This is a genomic window from Plantibacter flavus (assembly GCF_900177615.1).
Taxonomy (GTDB): Bacteria; Actinomycetota; Actinomycetes; order Actinomycetales; family Microbacteriaceae; genus Plantibacter; species Plantibacter flavus.
In genome coordinates this window covers 730,420-754,885 of sequence record NZ_FXAP01000002.1, presented here as the reverse complement: position 1 = coordinate 754,885, position 24,466 = coordinate 730,420, and the positions used below count along the sequence as shown (strand labels likewise).

Below are 24,466 nucleotides of genomic sequence, written 5' to 3'. Positions count from 1 at the left end.
TTTTGGCATTTGACATTGTGCACGCTGTTGAGTTCTCAAGGATCGGATGCTCCTGCCTTTGGCCATCACGACCGCCCTGCAGGGCAACTTCTCTATCTTACATCTTCCCGGCTTGTTGTCAACTCGGCGTTTCAGCCGCTCTGCGAACAGAGTCATGCTGAGCACGAGTGACACCAGGAGGAAGTCATCCAACCGAGACTTGAAACGGTAACATCGAAATGTTCTCGCTTTTGGCTGGGGATTGTCCCCGCTTGAGGCCGAGAAGCTCTTCCGCTTCCCGCACCTTTGGGGTGACGAGTGATTACTCTACGTGTGTCTCGGGATCGTGGCAAATTCCGCTTGCATCCCGGGCGTGTCGCCCGGAATCACGCGGTTTTCACCGAAGGGGCCGCGAACGGGCGGCGCAGGGTCACTGCGCGACACCCGTGCCTGCGCACCAGGACAGGTCGAAACCGGCCTGCGTCCCGACGACCTTGCCGGTGCGGGCGTCGACGACCTCGATCTCGGGACCGTTGGGCATCGGCGCGTTGGCGTACCCGTCGAAGCCAGCCTTCGCGAAGTCGGGGACGACGACGACCGCGACGTACTCCGCGTTCGGGCTCGCACACAGCGACCAGACGACTGCACCCGGCTCAGGCCGATAGAGCTCGGCGGTCGCGCCGTCCTTGATCGCCAGTACCCGCTGCTCCGTGGTTCCGGCCGCGCGGTCGTAGTCGGCGTAGATCCTGGCCGACAGGGACTCCGACAGTGCGACGAGTTGTCCGGGGATCTCGGTGGGTGCCACCGAGGGCAGGACGAACGGTTCGCTCTTCCCCGTCGCGAGGTCGAGCACGACCACACCGTCGACCTGCTCGATGACGACCTTGGTGGTGCCCGGGATGTAGCTCGAGATGAGGGATGCCCGGCCGAGCAGCACCGGATCGGTCGTCGCAGCAGGATCGAGCAGCTCGAGCGAGTTGTCGACTGTGCGGACGAGCATCGAGGAGGTCCGGGGCACGAACGACCACTCCGCCGCCTGGACCGCAGCCCCGTCGATCCCGCCGACGCGGGCGGCCTCCGTCGGTTTCCCCTGCTGCAGCTCGAACGAGTACAGCGTGAGGTTGTCGCCGCCATCGCGGCCGAACGACTGTTCCGTGAACAGGAACCCCACCCGACTCTGCGCCGGAGCGGTCTGCAAGGAGGTGATCATCCCGCCCATCGGGAGGGCCACCTCCTGGGTACTGCCGTCGGTCGTGTCCACCACCACGATGCGACCGAGCCCGCTCGTCTCCTGCTCCACGACGATCAGGGAGTCGCCGATCGTCGCGAACTCCTGGATCTTCGCCGCGTCGTACGCGGTCTCGGGTTCACCACCGCCGATCGAGAGGCGCACGATCCGGTCGTCCGCCTTCGTCGCCGCCGAGCCGCCGTCCTTGACCGGACTCCGCACGAGCGAGAACCCCTCGACGGGCGGCGTCGAGAACGACGTCGTGAGCGTGGCCGCCGGTCCGCCATCCGGCGCGGTGACCCCGTCGACCGTGATCCGGTAGTCCGTCGCGTAGGCGAGCGGCTCGGGGAACACCAGCGTGATGCCACCGGCCCCGGTACTGACGTCGAAGTCTGCTGCCGGCTCGATCCGCACCCGGTCCGACCCGAGATCCGCGATCGGTTGGTTCACCGCCAGGACCACCCGCTGGCCCCAGGACTCCACGAGTCCGGTCGGGTCGACCACCGTGCGGACGAGCTTCGGCCCCTGGGTCAAGCCCACGACGGCCGCGCCGCCGCCGATGACGACGAGCGCGATCAGCACGATCGCGACCAGTCGGCCGAAACCGCTCCGGTCGCCGGCGGCCTGCGTCGACCGGCCTCGTGCAGCATCCCGGCGATCAGTAGTCATACGGGTCCGCCGGCTCCTCGACCTTGTCGACCTTCGCCGTCCCGACCACCAACGGCAGATGCGAGGCGTCGCTCGCGGTGAGCGCCCCCGAGACCTCGACCCAGTCGCCGGGCTTGAGTTGTTGGTCCCAACCGTCGAGCTGCACGGGCACACCGACCGGCTGGGCGTCCACGGCGCAGCAGTTCACGACGAACCGCGAGACGTAGAAGACGTCGGCCGCGTCCGGATCGGCGATCACGAAACCGACCCCGGTGAAGGCGCGCCCCTCGAGGTCGGCGGGACGCGTCGTCTGGCGCAGCAGCGTGGCCCAGTCCTTGATGCCGAAGGTGCTGAAGTCCGGGTTCGAGGTCAGCACCGTCTGGGCGTCCTGCCCCTGGACCTCCCCCGCGAGCGTGCCGGAGTTCACCGCGCGCTGGTCGGCCGTCGCGACCGACAGCGTCGATGGCGGCAGCACCACCATCGCGCCGACCACCGCGAGACTGCCCGCGACGGAGGCGAGCTGCAGCGCCGTTCGCCCGCGACGCTTCGGCACCTCCTCGACGTCCACATGGACGAGGACGCTGACGATGCCGAGCGCGACCGCGATGAGCGCCATGATGACGGTGAACACGAAGTAGCGCGGGTGGATGTACAGCCCGAGGCGGTCGGTCAGCGCGAGCCAGAGGATGCATACGGCGGCGGTGACGAGCAGCAGCACGCCCCACCATCGCTGCCGGAGGCGTTCGAGCAATGGGACGCGACGATCGCCGGCCGTCGACGTCTCGGCGTGCGCGTGTCCGTGGGTGGCGTTCTGATCAGGCAAGGGCGTTCACTCCGAATCCGAGGGCCGCCGAGAACAGCACGGTGACCGCGGTGATGATCACGAGGGTCCTGGTCGTGTAGGTGGTGCGCATGAGCGCGAGCATCTTGACGTCGACGACGGGGCCGAGGACGAGGAAGGCGACGATCGAGCCGGGCATGAACGTCGATCCGAAGGACAGCACGAAGAAGGCGTCGACGTTCGAGCAGATCGAGACGATCACGGCGAGCGTCATCATCGCGAGCACCGACCAGACGGGGTTCGCGCCGAGGGTGACGAGCACCTCCCGCGGCACGAGCACCTGCACGGCGCCGGCGACGGCGGACCCGATGAGCAGCGCCGGCATGATCGCGCGCGCCTCGGCGACGAACTGCTGCAGGCTGCGCTCCACCTTCGTGTGCTCGTGCCCGTGCTGCTCGGTCACCTCGCAGCTGGCCTGGAAGGTCGGCGTGAGCAGCGAGCTGGGATCGGGGTGCTTGCTGAAGAGCCACCCGATGAGGTTCGCGAGCAGGAACCCGCCGACGAGCCGGGCGACGAGGATCCCGCCGTCCCAGCCGAAGGCCTGATGCGTCGTGACGATGACGATGGGGTTGAGGATCGGCGCGGCGAGCAGGAAGGTGATCGACTCCGGCACCGTGAACCCGCGCACGATGAGGCCGCGGGCGAGCGGGACGTTGCCGCACTCGCAGACCGGCAGGAACATGCCGAGCAGCGAGATGCAGGCTCGGCGGAGGATCGGCTGCGTCGGCAACCACCGCTCGAGCCAGCCGTCGGGAAGCCAGATCTGCACGAGGATCGACAGCACGATGCCGAGCACCACGAACGGCAGCGACTCCACCACCACGCTGAGCGTCAGGGTCACGAAGTCGCGCACCGCGGTGGGCGGCGTGAGCGCCTCACCGAGCGGCATGAGCGCCCGGAGCACGAAGAGCCCGACCACCACGAGCAGGGCGACGCCGATCAGGAGCGGTGTCCGCAGGTTCCGTGGATCCCGCCCTTCGGTGCGACCCCAGTGCTCCGCGCCGTCGTCGTCGGGTGCGGTCCAGTCGTCGTCGACCCCGAGGGTTCCGGTCGTCCTGCTCACTCCGGCCTCACGCGCGCTGGGCCGCCGCCGAGCAGTTCTCGCAGAGCCCGAAGACGTCGACGACGTGCTTCGCCTCGGTGAACCCGTGCTGCGACGCGACCGAGCGCGCCCAGGCTTCGACCTCGTCGGCCTCGATCTCGATGGTGAGACCACAGTTCCGGCAGATGAGGTGGTGGTGGTGCGTCCCCGGCGTGCAGGCACGGTAGAGGTTCTCGCCCTCAGGCGACTGCAGGGAGTCCGCTTCGCCCTCGACCGCGAGGTCGGAGAGGGCGCGGTACACGGTCGCGAGCCCGATCGGAGAACCGGTGTCGCGGAGTTCGGCGTGCAGTCCCTGGGCGCTGATGAATCCGTCGTTGCCGCCGAGGGCCTCGCGGACAGCTTCTCGCTGCCAGGTGTTGCGCTTCGCCACGGGTGCTCCTGCCTGTCGCTTCAAGGGTACCCGGGAACGGCTCGGAGGTCGCTCCGAAGCAGCTCCACGCGGACGCGGTGCACGGTCCAGGATCATCGCGCGACCTGGGCGTGCCGCGTCTCGCCGACGGGTGCCCGACGACCACGTCGCCCGGACGCGGTGCGCGGCCCGACGATGCGGCAGACGAGGTAGATGAGGAAGGAGATCGTCGTGATGTAGGGGCTGATCGGGAGCGATCCACCGATGGCGAGCAGGATGCCGCCGACCGCCGAGACGAAGCCGAAGAGCATGCTCAGCACCGGGACGAGCACGGGCGACGACGACACCCGGAGCGCTGCGGCCGCGGGCGTCACGAGCAGCGCGAGGACGAGCAGCGCACCGATGATCTGCACCGACACCGCGACCGTGAGCCCGAGTAGCACCATGAAGGCGAGCGAGACGAACCGGCTCGGCACCCCGCGCGCTGCGGCGACGTCCGGGTCGAGGCTGTCGAAGCTGAGGGGTCGCCACAGGAGGAGGAGCGCGACCAGCACGACGATGCTGATGACGATGAGGAGGCCCAGCTGCGGGTCGTCGACCGAGACGATCTGCCCGGTGAGGAGCCCGAACTTGTTGGCACTCCGTCCCGGATAGAGCGCGAGGAACAAAATGCCGAGGCCGAGGCCGAACGGCATGAGCACCCCGATGATCGAATTGCGGTCGCGCGCTTTCGAGCCGAGCAGGCCGATGAGGATCGCGGCGACGAGGGACCCCGCGAGGGACCCGACGACGACGTTGGCCCCGAACAGCAGGGCGCCGGCGGCGCCGGCGAAGGACAGCTCGCTGATCCCGTGCACCGCGAACGCCATGTCCCGCTGCATCACGAACACGCCGATGAGGCCGCCGACGATGCCCAGGACCGCGCCGGCGATGATCGAGTTCTGCACGAGTTCGAGGAGTGCGCCGTAGTCCTGGAAGTTGAACAGGCGTCCCCAGAGGTCGTCGGTGTTCATGCGCCGACCCCCACCGCACCGGTGTGCGGATCGTCGTGGTGATGGTGGTGGGTCTCGCTGTCGGGGATGCCGACCACGACGACCCGGCCGTGGCTGCGGAGCACGTCGACGGGCGTGCCGTAGAGCTCGGACAGCACCTCGCTGCGGAGCACCTCGTCGGGGGTACCCTCCCGGAACCGGCCGCCCGCGAGGTACAGGATGCGGTCGACCATGGGGAGCACCGGGTTCACGTCGTGGGTGACGAAGACCACCGCGGTGTCGTGGTCGCGTCGGCGACGGTCGATGAGTTCGCTGACCCCGCGCTGATGCTGGAGGTCGAGGCTGAGCAGCGGTTCGTCGCAGAGGAGGAGGATCGGGTCGTCCGCGAGCGCCTGGGCGACGCGGAGCCGCTGCTGCTCACCGCCGGACAGGGTGCCCACCGCGCCGTCGGCGTAGGCGGTCGCGCCGACGGAGGCGATCAACTCGTCGACCCGACGCTTCGTCGCCGCGGTGCGGATGGGGAGTCCGAACCGGTGGCCGTCGACGCCGAGGGCGACGAGATCGCGACCGCGCATCGGCGTGCCGGCGGGGATGAGCTTCTGCTGCGGGATGTAGCCGATGCGGCGGTCGCCGCGGTGCACCGGGCCTCCGGCGACCCTGATGGTCCCGCGGTCGAGCTGCTGCTGCCCGAGGATGGTGCGCAGCAGACTCGTCTTGCCGGAGCCGTTCGGGCCGAGCACGGCGAGGAACTCCCCCGGGCGCACCGAGAGGTCGAGGCCGTCCCAGAGCGTTCGTCCGCCGAAACCGAGCTCGGCCCCGGCGAGCGCGAGGACATCGACGGGGCCTGAGCCGTTGGTAGAACCGCTGGTCATCGATTCAGGGCGTCCGCCACGGCGTCGACGTTCTCGGTCATCCACGAGAGGTAGTCCTTGCCGTCCGGGAGGGTCTCGGTGAATGACAGCACCGGCACGCCTGCGTTCTCCGCGGCGGTCTTGACCTGCTCGGTCTCGCCGCCACTCGTCTGCTCATTGTAGGCAAGCAGCGCGACCGATCCGCTGCCGAAGAGGTCGAGCGTCTCCTTGAGGACGGTCGGCGACACGTCGGTGCCCTCCTCGATCGCCTCGCTGAACGCCTCGGGGGTGCGGTTCACGAGTCCGGCGCCCTCGAGCAGGTAGAGCGGGACGGGCTCGGTGATGGCGACGCCCTCGCCGTCGTGTGCGGTCTTGATCGCGGCCTGGGCCGTCTCGATCGTGCCGAGGGACTCCGTGAAGGCCTTCGCGTTCGCGGTGTAGGTGGCTGCGTTCGCGCTGTCGAGTTCGCCGAGCTCCTTGGCCAGCTCGTCGGCGAGCTTCGCCATCGTCGGGAAGCTGTACCAGACGTGCTCGTTGAAGCCCTCGATGTGGTCGTGGTCGTCGTCCTCGGCGTGCGCCTCGTCCGTGTGCTGCTCGTCGGCGTGGTCGTCGTCCGGGGCGAGGCCCGACAGGTCGACGACGTTCACGACCTCCACGGAGTCGTTCTTGGCTGCGTCGAGGAGCGTGTCGACGAACGGGTCGTAACCACCGCCGTTCTCGATGACGAGGTCGGCGTTCTTGATGGAGAGCTGGTCCTGCGTGCTCGCCTCGTAGGAGTGCGGGTCCTGGGCGGCCGACGAGATGAGCGAGGTCACCTCGACGTCCTTGCCGCCGATCTTCGAAGCGATGTCGCCGTACACGTTCGTGGAGGCGACGATGTTGATCTTGCCGTCGTCGGCCGCGCTCGACGCACTGCTGCCGGAGCAGCCCGCAAGGACGAGGGCGGCCGCCGGGAGGATGGCCAAGGCTGGGAGCAGGGTGCGAGCGCGCATTGATGAACCTTCTCGATCGGGGTGAGAAGGCCAACGGTACGCCTATTGATACTGATTCTCAAAATCGCCCTTCGACAGGCTCAGGGACCGGAGGGAAGGCTCAGGGACCGGAGTGAAGGCTCAGGGACCGGAGTGAAGGCTCAGGGACCGAAGGGAAGGCTCAGGGACCGAAGGGAAGGCTCAGGACCCCGGCACTCAGTCGAGCAGCAGCGCAGGCTCCTCGATGATCGACGCGACGTCCGCCAGGAAGCGGCTCGCGACGTCGCCGTCCACCACGCGGTGGTCGAAGGAGGCGCCGAGCGTCGTCACGAACCGACTGCGCACCTCGCCGTCGACGACCCACGGCTTCTGCTTGATCGTGCCGAGCGCGACGATGCCGACCTCGCCCGGGTTGAGGATCGGGGTGCCGGTGTCCATACCGAAGACACCGATGTTCGTCACCGTGATCGTGCCGTTCTGCTGGTCGGCCGGCGGCGTCTTGCCGTCGCGGGCAGTGAGGGTGAGAGTCTCGAGGGCGCGCGCCAGCTCGAGCAGGCTCATCGCCTGCGCCTCCTTGACGTTCGGGACGATCAGTCCGCGCGGGGTCGCAGCGGCCACGCCGAGGTTCACGTAGTGGCGGACGATGATCTCCTGGTCCGTCCACTCGCTGTTGACCGTGGGGTTGCGGCGGACCGCCCAGATCATCGCCTTGGCCATGATGAGCAGTGGCGAGACCTTGACGCCGGCGAAGTCCGTCGAGTTCTTCAGGCGCTTGACGAACTCCATCGTGCGCGTCGCGTCGACGTCGACGAAGAGGGAGACGTGCGGCGCGGTGAAGGCGCTGCGGGTCATGGCCGTCGCGATGGCCTTGCGGACACCCTTGACCGGGATGCGCTCCTCGCGCTCGTCGGCCCACTCCGGCGTCTCGATGTTGCGGAACACGCTCGCCTGGCTGGCCTCACGGATGACGTCGTCGCGGGTGATCTCCCCCGCGAGCCCGGTGCCCTCGATGGCCGTGAGGTCGACCTCGAGGTCCTTCGCGAGCTTCCGGATCGGCGGCTTGGCGATGACCGGCAGCGCGGACGCGGCGGGGATGCTCGACGGCGGCTGGCGGCGCACGGGCGGCTGCGGGGTGACGGCCGGACTCGCCGGCTCGACGATCGGCGTCGCGCCACGGCCACGGCGACGGCTCGAGGTGCTGCCGGCGCTGCCGTATCCGACGAGCACGGCGCCAGGGCGCGGCTCTTCGGCAGGAGAGACGCTCGCCGCGGTGTCGGCGGCCAGCGTGGCCTCCTCCGACTCGACGACCGCCGGTGCGGGCGCGGTCGGCTCGGCGGTCGCTGCTCCGCCACCGGTGCTCACGCTGATGATGGGCGTCCCGACGTCGACGGTCTGGCCCTCCTCGACGAGTAGGGCACCGACGGTCCCGGCGAACGGCGACGGGAGTTCGACGAGCGACTTCGCGGTCTCGATCTCGACCAGCACCTGGTTGACCGAGACGGCGTCGCCCGGCGCGACCTTCCATGCGACGATCTCGGCCTCGGTCAGGCCTTCGCCGACGTCCGGCAGTTCGAACTGGAGATCACTCATCGTGGTTCCTCGTCTTCCTTCGGTGTTCAGTACGCCAGCGAGCGATCGACGGCCTCGAGGATGCGGTCGGCATCCGGGAGGTAGACGCCTTCGAGCTTCGCCGGCGGGAACGGGGTGTCGAACCCGGACACCCGAAGAACGGGTGCCTCGAGCGAGTAGAAGGCGCGCTCCGTGACGGTCGCCGCGATCTCCGAGCCGACGCTCGTGAAACCGGGCGCCTCCTGCACGTAGACGAGGCGGCCGGTCCGGCGGACGGATTCGACGAGCGGGTCGTAGTCGATGGGCGACAACGAGCGCATGTCGACGACCTCGACACTCGTGCCCTCCGTGGCGGCCAGTTCAGCCGCCTGCAGCATGACGCTCACGATCGCGCCGTGTCCGGCGAGGGTGACCTCCGTGCCGGTGCGGACGATGCGGCTGCCGTGCAGTGGCGCGGCCGAGCCGTCGAGGTCGACCTCGCCCTTCGGCCAGTAGCGGCTCTTCGGCTCGAGGAAGACGACGGGGTCGTTCGAGGCGATGGCCTCCTGGATCATCCAGTAGGCGTCGTTCGGGGTCGACGGGCTGACCACACGGAGGCCGGCCGTGTGGGCGAAGTACGCCTCGGGGCTCTCCTGGTGGTGCTCGACCGCGCCGATGTGTCCGCCGTAGGGGATCCGGATGACGACAGGCATCTGCAGCTTGCCCTCGTGCCGGTTGGTGAGCTTCGCGAGCTGCGTCGTGATCTGGTTGAAGGCCGGGAACACGAAGCCGTCGAACTGGATCTCGCACACCGGACGGTAGCCGCGCATGGCGAGACCGATCGCGGTGCCGACGATGCCGGACTCCGCGAGCGGGGTGTCGAGGACGCGGTCGCCGCCGAACTCGGCGTGCAAACCCTCGGTGACGCGGAAGACGCCGCCGAGCGGGCCGATGTCCTCGCCCATCAGCAGGACCTTGTCGTCCTCGGTCATCGCCTTGCGCAGGCCTGCGTTCAGCGCCTTGGCCATCGGCATGGTGGTCGTCGTCATGCGTTGCCTCCTTCGAGCGAGGCCTCGTAGCGTTCGAGCCAGGCCTGTTGCTCGACCATGAGCGGGTGCGGTTCGGAGTAGACGCCGTCGAACATGAGCTCGCGGCCCGGTGCTTCGAGCGCGAGCGTGCGCACGCGGGTGTCCTCGGCAAGCGCAGCAGCCTCTTCGTCGACCTCTGCGAAGAACGCGTCGGAAGCGCCGAGCCCCTGGAGGTACGTCTTGAACCGGACGATCGGGTCGCGGGCGATCCAGGACTGGAGTTCGTCGTCGGTGCGGTACTTCGTCGGGTCGTCGCTCGTGGTGTGGGCGCCGACCCGGTAGGTCATCGCCTCGATGAGGCTCGGGCCGTGGCCGGCGCGGGCGTCGTCGAGGTGCTTCGCCGCCGTCGCGTAGCTCGCGAGGACGTCGTTGCCGTCGATGCGGACGCTGTCGAGGCCGAAGCCGGCGGCGCGCTGGTAGAGCGGCTCGCGGGCCTGACGGGAGACGGGGACGGAGATGGCCCACTGGTTGTTCTGCAGGAAGAACACCTGCGGCGTCTGATAGCTGGCGGCGTAGATGTACGCCTCGTTCGCGTCGCCCTCGGAGCTCGAGCCGTCGCCGAAGTAGACGAGCACGGCCGTGTCGTGGTCGGGGTCGCCGGTGCCGACGGCCTTGTCGAAGTTCAGGCCCATCGCGTAGCCGGTCGCGTGCAGGGTCTGGGCGGCGAGCACGAGGGTGTACAGGTGCATGTTGCCGTTGGACGGGTCTGCCGGATCCCAGCCGCCGTGCGTGTTACCGCGCATGAGGCGGACGATGTCGATGGGGTCGACGCCGCGGATCATCGCGACGACGTGTTCGCGGTAGGAGGGGAAGATGTGGTCCTGGGCTCGCGCCGCACGGGCCGAACCGACCTGTGCCGCCTCCTGCCCGTGACTCGGCGGCCACAGCGCCATCTGGCCCTGGCGCTGCAGGTTCGTCGCCTCGATGTCGAAGGCGCGGACGTTCGCCATGTCGCGGTAGAACTGCTGCAGGTCGGTCTCGGTCAGGCGATCGAGGAACGGCTGATAGCGCTCCGCGTGTTCGTTCGGCGCGAAGGTGCCGGCCGCGTCGATGAACTGGACGCTGGGCACGGTGGGGTCGTCTCCGGAACGGCTCATCGTGAGCGCACTCCCTCTCGTGTCGGGTGGTCGGCCGGCAGCCCGGCGAGGATCTCTGCAGCGGCGGCGAGGAGCGGTTCGATCGATTCGGCTTCACCGATCGAGATGCGGACGCCGTCGCCCGGGAAGGCGCGGCCGACGATGCCGTGCGCGAGGAAGGTCTCGTTCGACGCGGCCGTCTGCTCGCCGAGGCCGAACCAGACGAAGTTGCCCTGCGCCGCGGGGATGAACCAGCCCTGCTCGCGGAGTGCGGCGGCGAGGTCGTCGCGTCGGGCGGTGATGACCGCGACGCGGGCTCGGATGTCCTCGGCGTTCGCGAGTCCGGCGATGGCCGCCTGCTGCGCCGGCGCGGTGCTGGAGAGCGGGATGGCCGCGTTGCGGGCGCCGTCGAGGACGAGCTCGTGGCCGATGGCCCAGCCGACGCGGAGGCCGGCGAGCCCGTAGGCCTTCGAGAAGGTGCGGAGCACGACGAGGTTCGGGTGCTCGTCGAGGAGCGGGATGCCGTTGACGGCGTCGTCGTCGGTGACGAACTCGCGGTACGCCTCGTCGAGGAGGACGAGCACGTCGGACGGCACGGAGCGGAGGAAGGAGAGGAAGGCGGCGCGCTCGACGACCGGGCCCGTGGGGTTGTTCGGCGTGCAGACGATGACGACGCGGGTTCGGTCGGTGACGGCTGCGGCCATCGCCTCGAGGTCGTGGGAGCCGTCGGGCCGGTTCGGGACGCGCACGGACGTCGCGCCGGCGACGGTCACGAGACCCGGGTAGGCCTCGAAGGAGCGCCAGGCGAAGACGACCTCGTCTCCCGGACCGGCGGTCGCGGTGATGAACTGGCTGAGGAGTGCGACCGAGCCCGCCCCGATGTGGATGCGTTCCGGCGTGACCCCGTTGGTTTCGGCGAGCGCCGTGCGCAACGCGAGTGCGGCGCCGTCCGGGTAGCGGTGGGAGTTCGCAGCCGTGTCGGTGATGGCCGAGAGGACGGCGTCGAGCGGCGGGAACGGGACCTCGTTGCTGGAGAGCTTGAAGGCGTCGGGTGCGGCCGGCTTGCCCTGACGGTAGGGCGGCAGATCTGCGATCTCCGGACGGAGACGGACCGGGCTCCGGCCCGGCTGAGCGGCCGGCTGGGCGGTGGTTGGCAGGTTGTCACTCACTCGACGAGTCTAGGCCGCGAAGGATACCCGCGTCGGAATGCAGTGCGCCGGTCCGGATCGGCCCTTTGCCCGCTGTGGCAAGGGTGGGAGGATTGCCCTCATGGGACGTTTTCTGCTGAACCTGATCGTCAACGGCTTCGCCATCTGGGTCACGACCCTCATCGTCGCGGGGGTGAACGTGACGCCGTACGCGCCCGGCGGCACACTGGAGACGATCCTGACGTTCGCGCTCGTCGCGCTCATCTTCGCGGTCGTGAACACCATCATCGGCTCGGTCATCAAGGTGCTCGCGTTCCCGCTCTACATCCTCACGCTCGGTCTCATCGGGCTCCTCATCAACGGCCTCCTCCTCCTCATCACCGCGGGCATCAGCGGCTGGTTCGGGTTCGGCCTGACCGTCGACGGCTTCTGGTGGGGCGTCCTCGGGGCGATCGTCATCTCGATCGTGAACTGGCTGCTCGGCATCGTCATCCGCCCGAAGGCGAAGGACTGACCCTCCGCGCCACCACCCGGTCACGGGAGGACCTTGTCGGCCCGGTACATGATCCGCTCCCCTTCATCGGCCAGTCCGTCGAGCGGACGAAGGGCATCTCTGACGCCCGGGTCGCTCGAGCCGTCCAGCAGTCGGGCGGTGTCGAGGTAGTTCCGTGCCAGATGCGCCGGGACCGGTTCGTCGACTCCGTCGGCAGGAGGCGGGGGCGGCCCACCGTCGTACAGTGAACGCCGCGCCACTCGCCCGCCGTCGACCCGTTCCGCCCGTTCCCCGGACAGCGCCGGGACCGGATCCTCCTCGTGCTGCACGTGCAACGCTGGGACGTCCTCAGGGAGATCGATCGTCTCGACGGGCGCCCCGAAGGTGACGACCGACGAATCGTACTGGCCTGAAGCACCGATGGCCGCCGCGACGATCCCTCCCTGGGAGTACCCGACGTGCATGACGCGCGCTCCCTCCGGGATCCCTGCCTGTCTCATGGCTTCCATCGTCGCTTGCACGCTCTCCGCCGCCGCACCTGCGACGGCGTTCAGGTTGCTCCGAGCGTCCCATGGCTCAGTCGAACCCGGCACGGGGATCATCTCGACGGTTCCGCCGGACCAGACGATCCAGACGTCTTCGCCGTTCTCGTCGGCGTGGTGTTCGATCCTGATCTGCGGGTCGCCAGGAGCGTTCCCCGGCATCCGCTCCATGAGTTCGGACGGGCTACGCGGAGGCCCCATGGCCGCCCATGGTTGAGCTGCCGGCGCTCCGGTCGGCGCCGCCCATCCGGGTGGACGGATCGGCTTGACGTCGACCGGTGCCGGCGTGAAGATCCCGCTCGTGTCTGCTCCACGGGCGATGAGCAGCGCGACACCGGCGACCCCGCCGGACGTCCGCGGGTCGTAGTCGCGCAGGAACGGGACGGGTGCACCAGCGGCTCCGGTCAGCGCATCGTCGACCGACGAGACGAACGTCCGCAGCAGACGTGCAGTGGCAGCAGAGGATCCCAGGTTCCGCAGGGTCCGCTGTGCCGTCGCCTCGAGTGCAGGCCAGACCTTCGGGTTGAGCGAGATGAGGGCGAAGGCGGCCACGGCCGGCGCCACGAACGGAACGAGAAGCGACCGCCCCCAGGTGACCGCCATGTCCTCCATGAACTGCGCCTCGCCAGGCGCCACCTGCTTGTCGGTCTCATGGAACCGCACCACCGTGCCGACGACAGCCCCGAGGACCCACGCACCCGCGCCCGCGATCGACTCGAACAGTTCAGACACCCCGCGCTCGAGTGCCCCATACGCTTCGGCACCGAGCGTGAGCTGCCCGCTCAGACGTTCAGCATCGACCGCGGCGTCCCGCAGGGCGGAGGCAGCGCGCATCGCAGCCTCCCCGCCCGCACTGGACGGCGTTGAGGACGACGAAGGGTCGAGCCACGGACGCGCGAGCGCAGTCGGGATGTCGGCGCCGGTGTCCGCCGAACCGGCGACCGCCTCGACCTGGGAGGCCGCGTCGAGACACCACTCGGCGAGGGCCGCGGTGACCCGCGCGAGACGCAGCTGGTCGTCGGTCGCCACTGCCGTGGAGCCGCCTCCGCTCAGAACGACGTCGTCGCTCATCCGCGTCCATCCGCCACGGCACTCGTCGCGGCCCCGCGAGCGATGCCTGCACCGACATCGAGCGCGGCTGCAGCAGCACGCAGGTGCTGAGCGAGCTCATCCGCACTCCACCCGAACACCGTGGCCGCAGGGCCCGACCACCGCGCCCCGGCACGCGCGTCCCCCAGCGTCGTCATCCAGACCTCGAGATCGAACATCACGGATTCGAGACGAAGCGACCGCAATTCGAGCACGGCGACCGACTCCTCGAGGCGTTCCTCGGCCGAGCACATCCTGATGCCATCGTCGTCCATTCCCACCATCCCCTCTGTGCTGATCCCGTGCCAGCCACGGCTCTCGACTCTGCCGGTGCACCGCCGATCGCCAGAGCCGCCGTCCGTTCAGTGTGGAGGGGATGTCGCTCGCGGGGACTGTGGAGCGGAGTCAGCTGAGAACGGTTCGACGGCTCGGGCGCGGTCGGCCAGAATAGACGCATGAACACCCTCGGGGAGGCCGACCCCGGCACGACCCCGTTCCGCGTGTGCTTCGTCTGCGCGGGCAACATCTGTCGATCCCCGATGGCCGAGAGCGTCTTCACCGACCTCGTCGCGGCCGCCGGGCTGGAGCGGGTCGTGGAGGTCTCCTCCGCCGGCACCGGCGACTGGCACGTCGGCGAGCACGCCGACCACCGCACGGTCACCGCGCTGCGAGCGCACGGCCACGACGCCACCGCCCACCGGGCCAAGCAGTTCGACCCCGACCGCTTCGACAGCTACGACCTCGTCGTCGCCCTCGACCGCAGTCACGAACGCATCCTTCGGGCCTGGGCGGGCAACGACGCCGACCGCTCCAAGGTGCACCTGCTCCTGAGCTTCGACAGCACCTCCGGGACCCGCGACGTCCCCGACCCCTATTACTCGGACGCCCAGATGTTCGAGACCGTCCTCGGCATGATCGACCATGCCTGCAGATCCCTCTTCCACCAGCTCGAACCAGCACTGACCCAGGGAGCCACCCCATGACCGAATTCCCCGCCCAGCCGCTCAGCCCGCTCGACGGTCGCTACCGCCCCGCCGTGACGGCGCTCGGAGAGTACCTCTCGGAGGCCGGTCTGAACCGCGCCCGCGTGCAGGTCGAGGTCGAGTGGCTCGTCTACCTCACCGAGCACTCGATGTTCGGCTCCTCCCCGCTCACCCCGGCGGAGATCGAGCAGCTCCGCGCGCTCTACCTCGACTTCGGCCAGGCCGACATCGACTGGCTGGCCGAGAAGGAGGCCGTCACGCGTCACGATGTGAAGGCCGTCGAGTACCTCGTGCGCCACCGCTTGTCCGAGCTCGGTCTCGATCGCATCGCCGAACTCACCCACATCGCCTGCACGAGCGAGGACATCAACAACCTCTCCTACGCGCTCACCGTGTCGCAGGCCGTCCGCGCCATCTGGCTGCCGAAGCTGCGACTCGTCCTCGACTCCCTGCGCACCAAGGCCGTCGACTTCCGGGCCGTCCCGATGCTCGCCCGCACCCACGGCCAGCCGGCGACACCCACCACGATGGGCCGCGAGCTCGCCGTCACCGTCTACCGACTCGAGCGCATCGCGCTGCAGATCGAGGCGAACGAGTACCTCGGCAAGTTCTCCGGCGCGACCGGCACGTTCGCCGCCCATGTCGTCGCCGATCCCGACGCGGACTGGCCCGCCATCTCGCGCGAGTTCGTCGAGGGACTCGGCCTCGACTGGAACCCGCTGACGACGCAGATCGAGTCGCACGACTGGCAGGCGGAGCTGTACGGCAAGATCTCCCACGCCAACCGCGTGCTGCACAACCTCGCCACGGACATGTGGACGTACATCTCCATCGGCTACTTCCGACAGATCCCGGTCGCGGGCGCCACCGGCTCGTCGACCATGCCGCACAAGGTCAACCCGATCCGCTTCGAGAACGCCGAGGCCAACCTGGAGCTGTCGAGCGCGATCCTCGACTCCCTCGCCGCCACCCTCGTCACCTCACGACTCCAGCGCGACCTCACCGACTCGAGCGCCCAGCGCAACATCGGTGTCGGGTTCGGCCACTCGCTGCTCGCCCTCGACAACATCCTCGGCGGCCTCGGGCAGATCGACCTCGCGGAGGACGTCCTCGCCGCGGACCTCGACCACAACTGGGAGGTGCTCGCAGAGGCCATCCAGACGGTCATCCGAGCCGAGGTGACCGCGGGTCGTTCGAGCATCGAGGACCCCTACGCGCTCCTCAAGGAGCTCACGCGCGGCAAGCGTCTCGGCCAGGCGGAGCTCGTCGAGTTCGTCTCCCGGCTCGACATCGGCGACGCCGCGAAGCAGCGCCTGCTCGAGCTCACCCCGGCGACGTACCTCGGGCTCTCCGACGACCTGGTGGACTACCTGCCGTAGCCGGTCAATGCTCGTTCGCCCAGGAATGGGCGAACGAGCATTGGATCGCCCAAAAATGGGCGAATGAAGCCGGAAGTCAGTGGCCGGAGGGGCGCGGCGGACGCTTGTCGTCGCCGTCCTGCTCGTCGAGGTCGAGCTTCTCCTGGAAGTCGGGCTTCACGGCGAGCGCCAGCATCGCGAGGACGACGAGCGAAGCGATGAACGCGATGCCCAGGCCGATGAGCGACAGGATGATCTCGCGGGTCGACATCAGGACGACGACGCCGGTGAAGACCCCCATGACGCCCGAGAGCACGAGGAGCTCGATCGGCCGCAGGACGTCGTCGCGGTTGGGCTTGCTCATGATGCGGCTCCAGCCGTGCCGGTGGTGTCGTCGGTGGCTGCGCCGGTGACCGGGCGTTTGCCCGCCCACCGCAGCGACAGTCCGCCGATGACGAGGTAGACGCCGATGATCGCGGCGTATGCCCCGACGAGGCCGACGACGACGATGTCCGCACGGAGGACACCCTCGACACCCCCCGGGGCGGCGAATCGCTGCTCGAGTCCGGGCGGGACGAGGAGCGTCGCGATGGCGAGCAGCACCGTGAAGGCACCGACCGCGGTCCAGTCCTTCGCCGCGGCGAGGCGTCCGCGCCAGCGGATCCCGCTGTACAGCTCGAGGAATCCGGTGAGGGCCGCCCACAGGGTGACGACGTAGAGGAAGATGCTCAGCCCGCCGCCGCTCACGAGCAGTGAGAAGACGCCGGTCACGACGCCGATGACGCCTTGGCCGAGGAAGAACGCGCGCGTCACGGTGTCGGAGAAGTTCGGGAACGCGAAGGCGCCGACGATCGCACCGGACAGCAGCGTGAAGACCCCGAAGACCACGAGGCCGAACTGTGAGGAGTGGCCCTGCGTGAAGGTGACGACCCCCGCCGTGGCGAGCGCGATCACCGCACGCAGGATCGGGACCATCCAGTACCGATCGTGCTTGGCGCCGTCGAACGGAATGCTGGGCACGGTGAACGTCTCATCTCTTGCAGGAAGTCCCCTCCAGCTTACGCGGTCCTGCGGGCGACGCGGACCGGGGTCAGGGTGCCCTGGGTGGGACCGACAGGCCCGCGGCGAGTTCCGCGAAGACGGCTTCGGCATCGGCCCGATCGCGGGTCAGCAGTGACGCCTGCCCTGCCCAGAAGCCCTGGAGGTCTGCGACGCCCCGCTCGGAGGCGACGGTGCGGAAGCGCCCGGTCAGCCAGTTCTGGACCGGGAACGGGGCCACGACCCCCGACGCCTCGATCTCGCGCAAGACCCGGTTCGGGACACCCCGGCCGAGCCTGCCGCTCATCGCGCGCGTGAGGACGGTACCGTCGGCGGACGTCGAGACGATGGCCGCCCGATGCTCGTCCGTCGCTGCGGAGACGCTCGTGCGGAGGAAGGCGGTCCCGACCTGCACGCCGGCGGCGCCGAGTGCCCGTGCGGCGGCGACACCACGTCGGTCGGCGATACCGCCGGCGGCGATCACCGGGACGTCCAGGGCGTCGACGAGTTGCGGGATCAAGGCGACCAGGCCGACGAGGGAGTCCTCGGCTGCTCGCAGGAATGAGACGCGGTGGCCGCCGGCCTCCATGCCCGTGCCGACGACGACGTCGACGCCGCCCTCCTGCAGGGCGAGTCCCTCGGCCACGGTGGTCGCCGTCCCGACCACGACGATGCCCCGCTCGTGCGCCGCGTCGACCACCGGCCGCGGCGGAACCCCGAAGACGAAGCTGACCACGGCGGGCCGCGCCTCCAGGACCGCCTCGATCTGGTCGCCGAACGGCGGCAGGTACCGGGCCGGGCGAACGGGCAGCTCGAGCGACAACTCGTCGAACACCGGTCGGAGCGCCTCTACCGTGGCTGCGAAGGACGCCTCGGAGTCGTCAGGAGACAGCTCGTCGCCACGCGGCAGCCACAGGTTCAGGGCGAAAGGCGCCGCAGTCCGCTTGCGGAGCGCCGTGACCGTCCGCTCGATGCGCCCGGCGTCGTAGCCGTACAGACCGAAGGAGCCGAGCCCGCCCAGCTCACTCACCGTCGCGGTGAGCTCGATGGAGGACAGGCCTCCGAAGGGGCCGAGCACGATCGGGACGTCGACAGGAAGGGCACGCACGCCACCAGTATGTCCCGCCCCTCTTGCGGGTGAAACCGGATCGAAACATGATGGACATCAAACAACTCACTTTGAGCTGTTTACTGAGTGCATCGACGCACGCCGATAGAGGAGCTCCACCGCCATGACCCTGACCATCGCAGGACTGCAGCACCACGGCGTCCCCGGAGACGTCGAGGCGAACCTCGCGCTCGTCGCCGACGCCGCCAAGCAGGCATCGGATCGCGGCGCGGATCTGCTCGTCACCCCCGAGATGTTCGTCACCGGTTACAACCTCGGGGACAGCCTCGCCCCGCTCGCCACGCCGGAGCTGGTCGACCGGGTCGCCGCCATCGCCGGCGAGACCCGGATCGCGATCCTCGCCGGCCTGCCCGAACCGCTCCCGGGCGGGGCCGTCGCGAACGCCCTCGTCCTCGTCGGGTCTGACGGAACCGAGCTGCTCCGGTACCGCAAGACGCACCTGTTCGGCGAGCTCGACCGACAGCTCTTCGTGGCCGGCGACACCCTCGCACCGACCGTCGACCTGGGCGGCGTCCGCGTCGCCGCCCTCATCTGCTACGACGTCGAGTTCCCCGAGACCGTCCGTGCGGCGGCCCTCGACGGCGCCGACGTCGTGATCGTCCCGACCGCGCAGATGGAGCCGTACGCGCACATCGCCGAGCGGCTCATCCCGGTGCGCGCCTGGGAGAACCAGGTCCACCTCGTCTACGTCAACCGCGTCGGTTCCGAAGGGGACCTCGCCTATGTCGGCCGCAGCAGCATCGTCGGCCCGGACGGTGTGGTCCTCGACGCCCTCGACGCGGACGCCGTCGGTCTCATGATCGCCACGATCGATCCCGAGGCCACGAGGCGCGCCAGGCAGGAGAACCCCTACCTCGCCGACCGCCGCGCCGAGCTGTATTGAAGGACTCCGTCCCTCCTCCCCTCCCCCTCCGAGTCCCCCGACTCCCCTGGAAAGTGACCTCATGACCGTGAACCCCATCGCCGAGCCGCGTCAGCGCCTCGACGGCCAGCTCGGTACCGGCTCCATCGTCTTCATGGTGATCGCCGCCGCCGCACCACTCACCGTGATCGGCGGCAACGTCCCCATCGCGATCGGCACCGGGAACGGCGCCGGAGCCCCGATCGGCTTCGCCCTCGCGGCCGTCATTCTCCTCGTCTTCTCCGTCGGCTTCGTCACCATGACGCCGTTCGTCCGCGAAGCCGGCGCGTTCTTCTCCTATGTGACGGCCGGACTCGGCTCGCGTCTCGGCCTCGGTTCCGCGTTCACCGCACTCGTCGCCTACACGGCGATCCAAGTGGGCGTGTACGGCTACATGGGGTGGGCGCTCGACGACCTCGTCACGTACTTCGGCGGCCCGAGCCTGCCCTGGTGGCTGTACTCCTTCGCGACGATGGCGATCGTGGCCGTGCTCGGCTACCGGCACATCGACCTGAGCGCGAAGGTGCTGGGCATCGCCCTGACGCTCGAGATCCTCGTGGTCGTCGTGCTCGACGTCGTCATCTTCGCGACGGGCGGTGCGGACGGCATCGCGGTCGAGACCTTCGATCCGGCCAACATCTTCACCGGTGGGATCGGCGTCGCCGTGCTCTTCGCCCTCACCGGCTTCATCGGGTTCGAGGCGACCGCGGTCTTCCGGGACGAGGCGCGCAACCCGGAACGCACCATCCCGCGAGCCACGTACCTGGCCGTCGTCATCATCGGCGTGTTCTACGCCATCTCCTGCTGGGCGCTCGTGACGGGCGTCGGCGCAGGGAACGCCGTCGCTGTCGCCCAGCAGACGCTCGCCGGCGAGGGCAACCTCCTGCTCGACACGACGACGACCTACCTCGGCCCGATCATGCGCGATGTCGTCCAGGTGCTGCTCATCACGAGCCTGTTCGCGTGCGTGCTGTCCTTCCACAACGTCATCGCGCGCTACCAGTTCACGCTGGCGCAGAAGTCGGTGCTGCCCGCCCGCCTCGGCAGGCGTCACCCCGCACACCACTCGCCGTCGACCTCCTCGATCGTGCAGACGGTGACGGCGGCCATCGTCCTCGCAGGGCTCGCCCTCGCCGGCCTCGACCCGCTCGTCGGGGTCTTCGGATCCATGGCCGGGGTGGCGACCGTCGGGATGGTGCTGCTCATGCTGACGACCTCGATCGCCGTCCTCGTGTTCTTCGCACGCCGACCCGAGCTGGTCGCCGGCCGCACGTGGGGTGCGCGGGTGTTCCCGATCCTCGCGGTGGTCGGACTCGCGTTCGCGCTGTGGCTCGTGCTGTCGAACTTCACGCTCGTCACGGGCGGAAGCGTCACCGTGAGTGTCGTGCTCGCCCTCATCCCCGTGGTCGCCATGCTGATCGGTATCGTGTTGGGGAAGCGGTTCCCCCTGGACGCCGAGCCGGACGGCGCGGTGAGCGAGGCGACCGCCGACCAACCGACCGCCGGCTGAACCAGGGTCGCGGAGTCGATCAGCGATGAGACGAGGGTGCCATGGATCTGGGTTCGCCCTCACTCGGAGCGATCCGACGCACGACCGCCGTCGACACCGTCCGCGCACGCATCTCGCTGGCGTTGGAGCTCGGGATGCTGGTGCCCGGCCAACGGCTCCCGGCACCCGAGGAAGCGGCTCGAGCGTTCGGGGTCAGCGAGATGTCGGTGCGGCGTGCGTATCGGGCGTTGAGCGACGAGGGCGTCGTCGTCCGGCGGCAGGGCAACACGGGCGGCACGTTCATCGCGGATGCGCCCGCGGTGGGCACCGTGCCCGAGATCGCCGCCTACCGCGAGGACGCCGTCCACGTGCACGCGCTCATCGACCAGCGCGCGACGCTCGAAGCCGGGCTGGCAGCACGGGCCGCCGCTACACCGGAGGCGTCCTCCCTGCATCGACTCGACGACCTCGTGGCGACCATGCGGGCCGAGCCGGACTGGAGCCGGTTCCGCGAGGCCGATGCGGCGTTCCACGCCGAGCTGGCGGTGTCGGCAGGCGTGCCGGGCGCTGCCGACCTCCACGACCGGGTGTCCCGCGAGCTGTACTCCTACTTCATCCCCTACCGGATCGAGTACCTGCGCGCGTCGAACGAGGAGCATGCCCAGCTCGTCGACGCCCTCCGCATCGGCGATGCGGCAGCAGCGAGTCGCCTGGCCTTCGACCACGTCGCAGAGCTCCACCGCTCGATGTACGTCGGCCTCGCGGGCCCTGGATCGATCGAGAGTGCGCAATCCGCTCTCTGATGCGCTCTGAGACGACCGAACGAGCACTTTCGACGAGGGCTGTGGACAACCGGAGCCAAGGTCCGCACGCGATCGGGAGGATGGGGCGGTGTCCCGCCATCGCCCGCTCCCGCCACGGCTCCGCAACACGGCGTTCGCGGTCGGCGACCGCGCGCTGCACGGCGAGACGAACGGGAGACTGCGCGGCAGTGATCTCGAGGCGCCGTTCTGGGGCGTGCGCTCGGTCGACGTCGACTTGGGTAACGTCTTCGGGCGCTGCGCGGCGTTCTCCCCTCGGCTCCGACCAGGGTGGGTCTTCAGCCATCTCACTGCGGCGGCGCTCCTCGGTGCCCCGCTCCCGAACTCCTGCAAGCACGCCACGGACCTCCACATCGGCGCGCTTCACGGAGTGCAACCTGCTCGTGGCCGAGGCGTCGTCGGTCACCGGCTTGCCGAGGCGACCCGCACGACACAGGTCCGAGGCTTCACCCTCACCGCCCCGGCCGACACGTTCGCGCTCTTGGCGACGATGCTCGAGCTGCCCGACCTCGTCGCTGTCGGCGACTTCCTCGTATCGGGGTCGCGATCTCGAGGCGGCTCGCGTGTCGACATGCACACGACGATCGACGAGCTCGCTGCTGCTGTAACCGCCTACGGCTCTCGTCGGTCGGCTCGGCTTCTCCGCGCTGCCCTGCCACTCGTCCGCATCGGCGTCGACTCCCGTCCCGAGACACACTTGCGACTCGCGCTCATCGACGCGGGCATCCCCGAGCCGAGGGTCAATCCACCCGTGCAGGTGGACGGGGGCACCGCGGTACTCCATCCGGATCTCGCCGAACCGCGCCTCCGCATCGCATATGAATACGAAGGCGACCTGCACCGCACCGACCAGCAGCGATTTCGAACCGACATCGTTCGCAGGGAGCGCTTCGAGGCGGCCGGATGGCGCGTCGTCCGCGTCACAGCGCACGACCTCTTCGTCGACCGCGCATCATTCATCGCTCGGGTCCGGCGACTTCGGAGGCTCGTCGAGAGTGCCCATTCCGCTCGCTGATGCCGCCGGAGACGACCGAACGAGCACTCTCGGCGAGCCGTCTCGGCTGGGGCCGGAAATCCGACATGCGCCGCACTAAGGCATAGTGGGGACGGGTTCACCCCCGCCGCGAAGGAGTGAGAGCATGATCGACAAGGCCTCGATACAGGACTTCCCGCCGATGACGGCATCGCTGCTGGCGGACAATTCCGGCGTGTTCCGCGTCGGCACCGCCGAGCAGTACCTGACCGCCACCGACGAGGGAACGGCCCGCCGCCAGCTCGTCGAACTGATGCAGGCGGAGGCCCGGAAGTCGGGTCGACCGATCCGCGTGACGGTGACCGACCCGACGAGCGTCACCGTGCTCCTCGTCGGTGTCGACGGCGAACTGCAGGAGGAACCACAGTCCGCAGCGCCAGCGCGCACCGCGCAACGGACCACGCCACCGCCCGCAACGGCACAACGCGTGCCGCTCATCCAGGCGCCACCGCCCGCGCCCTCCCAGCCGGCACCCGCGCGTCCGGCCCCTGCTCAGCCGCAGACACCGCCCCGCGCCGCCCCCGCCCAGCCGTCGACGGCTGCGCCGGTCCCGGCGCAGCCCACGCCACCGGTCTCCGCGAACCCGCAGGCGCCCACGACACCGCAGCCCGTCCCGCCGCAGCACCCGACCGTGCAGCAGCCCGCGTTCGACACACCGCCGTTCCAGCCGATCTCGAACCAGCCGGTCTCGAACCAGCCGAACGCGCAGCAGCCGGTGCCAGCGCAGCGCGCGGTCCCGGCCCAGCGGTCGGTGCAGGCACCGCCGCCCGCGCCCGCGCAGCAGCAACCCCCGTTCGCCGCGCAGCAGCAGCAGATTCCGGGCCAGCCGACCGCCACCGATCGACGAGACCTGCGCGATGCACCATCGTTCCTCGCGCCGCCCACGATCGGCCCGGCACAGCACGGGCTCGCCGGCCTGCTCAACAAGCTCGGCTTCTCGGTGCCGCCGTCCGCGAGCGAGCGCGCCGAGCGCGACGACGTCCACGCCGTGTCACGTCACTTCCCGAGGCGTCGCACCATCTCCGTCGCGAACCAGAAGGGCGGCGCCAACAAGACGCCGACCGTCGTCAACCTGTCGTCCGTCTTCGCCCGGTATGGCGGTGGCGGTGTCGCAGCCTGGGACAACAACGAGACCATGGGCACGCTCGGCTGGCGGACCGAACAGGGCGGGCACGACTCGACCGTCCTCGACCTCCTCGCCGCGGCGGGCGACCTCCTCTCCCCCGGCGCCGAGCGAGCCGACCTGTCGCGGTTCGTCCACCACCAGCCCGGCGACAAGTACGAGGTCCTGCGATCAGCGGCCGACGGCGAGCACGTGGTGACCGCCGACGAGGTCGACCTCGTCCATCGTGTCCTCGCGAAGTACTACCGCCTGATCGTCATGGACTCGGGCAACTCGGCCGGCGCCCCCAACTGGCGCCGCATGGTGGAGCTGACCGACCAGCTCGTCATCCCGACCACGACGGTCGAGGACAAGAAGGAGGGCGCGCGACTCACCCTCACCGCCGTCAGCCGGGTGAGCGAGCGCGGTGCTGAACTCGCGCGCAACGCCGTCGTCATCGTCTCCGAGGCCGAGGCCAAGGACACGTCGATCGCCAACGCGTACGCCGAGGACTTCCGTCCCTACGTGCGCGACGTGGTCGTCGTGCCCTTCGATCCCGCGTTGAAGAACGGCGTCATCCGTCACGACACTCTGCGGTCGAGCACGCAGCGGGCGTGGCTCGCAGCGGCTGCCGCGGTGTCGCGGGGGCTCTGACCGATCCGACGCC

At 69.5% G+C, this 24,466-nt stretch carries 24 protein-coding genes; 8 read left to right on the top strand and 16 right to left on the bottom strand.

Annotated elements, in window-relative coordinates:
• Positions 1-409: 409 nt before the first annotated feature.
• The 11 genes from B9Y95_RS10005 to B9Y95_RS09955 form a co-directional block, all read right to left on the bottom strand.
• A complete protein-coding gene (locus tag B9Y95_RS10005; protein WP_085511691.1) occupies positions 410-1,876 on the bottom strand; it encodes a hypothetical protein in 1,467 nt (488 codons plus the stop codon).
• Entirely contained in the window at positions 1,866-2,678 is an 813-nt protein-coding gene (locus B9Y95_RS10000; RefSeq protein ID WP_085511690.1) for a TIGR03943 family putative permease subunit, read from the bottom strand. The genes B9Y95_RS10005 and B9Y95_RS10000 overlap by 11 nt, the downstream gene beginning before the upstream one ends.
• Entirely contained in the window at positions 2,671-3,759 is a 1,089-nt protein-coding gene (locus B9Y95_RS09995; RefSeq protein WP_412458821.1) for a permease, read from the bottom strand. The genes B9Y95_RS10000 and B9Y95_RS09995 overlap by 8 nt, the downstream gene beginning before the upstream one ends.
• Positions 3,760-3,766: 7 nt before the next feature.
• Positions 3,767-4,168, bottom strand: coding sequence for a Fur family transcriptional regulator (locus tag B9Y95_RS09990; RefSeq protein ID WP_079704165.1), 402 nt, complete (start codon positions 4,166-4,168; stop codon positions 3,767-3,769).
• A gap of 92 nt (positions 4,169-4,260) precedes the next feature.
• Complete coding sequence (locus tag B9Y95_RS09985) at positions 4,261-5,160, bottom strand: metal ABC transporter permease (RefSeq protein WP_085511689.1); 900 nt, start codon at positions 5,158-5,160, stop codon at positions 4,261-4,263.
• Complete coding sequence (locus B9Y95_RS09980; RefSeq protein WP_085511688.1) at positions 5,157-6,011, bottom strand: metal ABC transporter ATP-binding protein; 855 nt, start codon at positions 6,009-6,011, stop codon at positions 5,157-5,159. Before B9Y95_RS09980 ends, B9Y95_RS09985 begins: the two co-directional genes overlap by 4 nt.
• Entirely contained in the window at positions 6,008-6,982 is a 975-nt protein-coding gene (locus B9Y95_RS09975) for a metal ABC transporter solute-binding protein, Zn/Mn family (protein ID WP_085511687.1), read from the bottom strand. Before B9Y95_RS09975 ends, B9Y95_RS09980 begins: the two co-directional genes overlap by 4 nt.
• A 195-nt stretch (positions 6,983-7,177) precedes the next feature.
• Entirely contained in the window at positions 7,178-8,551 is a 1,374-nt protein-coding gene (locus B9Y95_RS09970; RefSeq protein ID WP_085511686.1) for a dihydrolipoamide acetyltransferase family protein, read from the bottom strand.
• Positions 8,552-8,577: 26 nt separating this feature from the next.
• Complete coding sequence (locus tag B9Y95_RS09965; RefSeq protein WP_079704170.1) at positions 8,578-9,558, bottom strand: alpha-ketoacid dehydrogenase subunit beta; 981 nt, start codon at positions 9,556-9,558, stop codon at positions 8,578-8,580.
• Complete coding sequence (locus tag B9Y95_RS09960; protein WP_085511685.1) at positions 9,555-10,694, bottom strand: thiamine pyrophosphate-dependent enzyme; 1,140 nt, start codon at positions 10,692-10,694, stop codon at positions 9,555-9,557. The genes B9Y95_RS09965 and B9Y95_RS09960 overlap by 4 nt, the downstream gene beginning before the upstream one ends.
• Positions 10,691-11,842, bottom strand: a complete 1,152-nt coding sequence (locus tag B9Y95_RS09955) for a histidinol-phosphate transaminase (RefSeq protein ID WP_234994059.1) — start codon at positions 11,840-11,842, stop codon at positions 10,691-10,693. The genes B9Y95_RS09960 and B9Y95_RS09955 overlap by 4 nt, the downstream gene beginning before the upstream one ends.
• Before the next feature lie 100 nt (positions 11,843-11,942).
• Here B9Y95_RS09955 and B9Y95_RS09950 point away from each other — a divergent pair, with 100 nt between their 5' ends.
• Positions 11,943-12,335, top strand: coding sequence for a phage holin family protein (locus B9Y95_RS09950; protein ID WP_085511684.1), 393 nt, complete (start codon positions 11,943-11,945; stop codon positions 12,333-12,335).
• 20 nt (positions 12,336-12,355) lie between these two features.
• Here B9Y95_RS09950 and B9Y95_RS09945 read toward each other — a convergent pair whose 3' ends face one another.
• Both B9Y95_RS09945 and B9Y95_RS09940 read right to left on the bottom strand, forming a co-directional pair.
• Positions 12,356-13,927 (bottom strand): hypothetical protein, encoded by a 1,572-nt coding sequence (locus tag B9Y95_RS09945; protein ID WP_085511683.1) that lies wholly within the window; start codon positions 13,925-13,927, stop codon positions 12,356-12,358.
• Positions 13,924-14,220 carry a hypothetical protein gene (locus tag B9Y95_RS09940; RefSeq protein WP_085511682.1) on the bottom strand — a complete coding sequence of 99 codons (297 nt, stop codon included), beginning with the start codon at positions 14,218-14,220 and terminating at the stop codon, positions 13,924-13,926. The genes B9Y95_RS09945 and B9Y95_RS09940 overlap by 4 nt, the downstream gene beginning before the upstream one ends.
• A 180-nt stretch (positions 14,221-14,400) precedes the next feature.
• On the opposite strand from B9Y95_RS09940, the gene B9Y95_RS09935 reads away from it, so the two are divergent.
• A complete protein-coding gene (locus tag B9Y95_RS09935; RefSeq protein ID WP_079704175.1) occupies positions 14,401-14,928 on the top strand; it encodes a low molecular weight protein-tyrosine-phosphatase in 528 nt (175 codons plus the stop codon).
• A complete protein-coding gene (gene purB, locus B9Y95_RS09930; protein WP_085511681.1) occupies positions 14,925-16,307 on the top strand; it encodes an adenylosuccinate lyase in 1,383 nt (460 codons plus the stop codon). Before B9Y95_RS09935 ends, purB begins: the two co-directional genes overlap by 4 nt.
• 76 nt (positions 16,308-16,383) lie before the next feature.
• On the opposite strand, the gene B9Y95_RS09925 is transcribed toward purB, so the two are convergent.
• The 3 genes from B9Y95_RS09925 to B9Y95_RS09915 all read right to left on the bottom strand — a co-directional run bounded on the left by B9Y95_RS09925 (position 16,384) and on the right by B9Y95_RS09915 (position 18,432).
• Positions 16,384-16,650: a hypothetical protein gene (locus B9Y95_RS09925; RefSeq protein ID WP_085511680.1), complete on the bottom strand. Its 267-nt coding sequence runs from the start codon at positions 16,648-16,650 to the stop codon at positions 16,384-16,386.
• Positions 16,647-17,306 (bottom strand): hypothetical protein, encoded by a 660-nt coding sequence (locus tag B9Y95_RS09920; protein ID WP_192003894.1) that lies wholly within the window; start codon positions 17,304-17,306, stop codon positions 16,647-16,649. The genes B9Y95_RS09925 and B9Y95_RS09920 overlap by 4 nt, the downstream gene beginning before the upstream one ends.
• 70 nt (positions 17,307-17,376) lie before the next feature.
• On the bottom strand, positions 17,377-18,432 hold the full coding sequence (locus tag B9Y95_RS09915; RefSeq protein WP_085511679.1) for an NAD(P)H-dependent flavin oxidoreductase: 1,056 nt from the start codon (positions 18,430-18,432) through the stop codon (positions 17,377-17,379).
• A 124-nt stretch (positions 18,433-18,556) separates the two neighbouring features.
• On the opposite strand from B9Y95_RS09915, the gene B9Y95_RS09910 reads away from it, so the two are divergent.
• The 5 genes from B9Y95_RS09910 (at position 18,557) to B9Y95_RS09890 (ending at position 24,453) form a co-directional block, all read left to right on the top strand.
• Entirely contained in the window at positions 18,557-19,336 is a 780-nt protein-coding gene (locus B9Y95_RS09910) for a carbon-nitrogen hydrolase family protein (RefSeq protein ID WP_200811385.1), read from the top strand.
• 61 nt (positions 19,337-19,397) lie between these two features.
• The gene (locus B9Y95_RS09905; protein ID WP_085511678.1) at positions 19,398-20,864 is read left to right on the top strand and encodes an APC family permease; all 1,467 of its coding nucleotides are present in this window, start codon (positions 19,398-19,400) and stop codon (positions 20,862-20,864) included.
• 41 nt (positions 20,865-20,905) lie between these two features.
• Positions 20,906-21,646: a FadR/GntR family transcriptional regulator gene (locus B9Y95_RS09900; protein ID WP_085511677.1), complete on the top strand. Its 741-nt coding sequence runs from the start codon at positions 20,906-20,908 to the stop codon at positions 21,644-21,646.
• 88 nt (positions 21,647-21,734) lie between these two features.
• Positions 21,735-22,679 carry a hypothetical protein gene (locus tag B9Y95_RS09895; RefSeq protein ID WP_085511676.1) on the top strand — a complete coding sequence of 315 codons (945 nt, stop codon included), beginning with the start codon at positions 21,735-21,737 and terminating at the stop codon, positions 22,677-22,679.
• 124 nt (positions 22,680-22,803) lie between these two features.
• Positions 22,804-24,453 (top strand): hypothetical protein, encoded by a 1,650-nt coding sequence (locus B9Y95_RS09890; RefSeq protein ID WP_085511675.1) that lies wholly within the window; start codon positions 22,804-22,806, stop codon positions 24,451-24,453.
• The last annotated feature ends 13 nt before the right edge of the window (positions 24,454-24,466 follow it).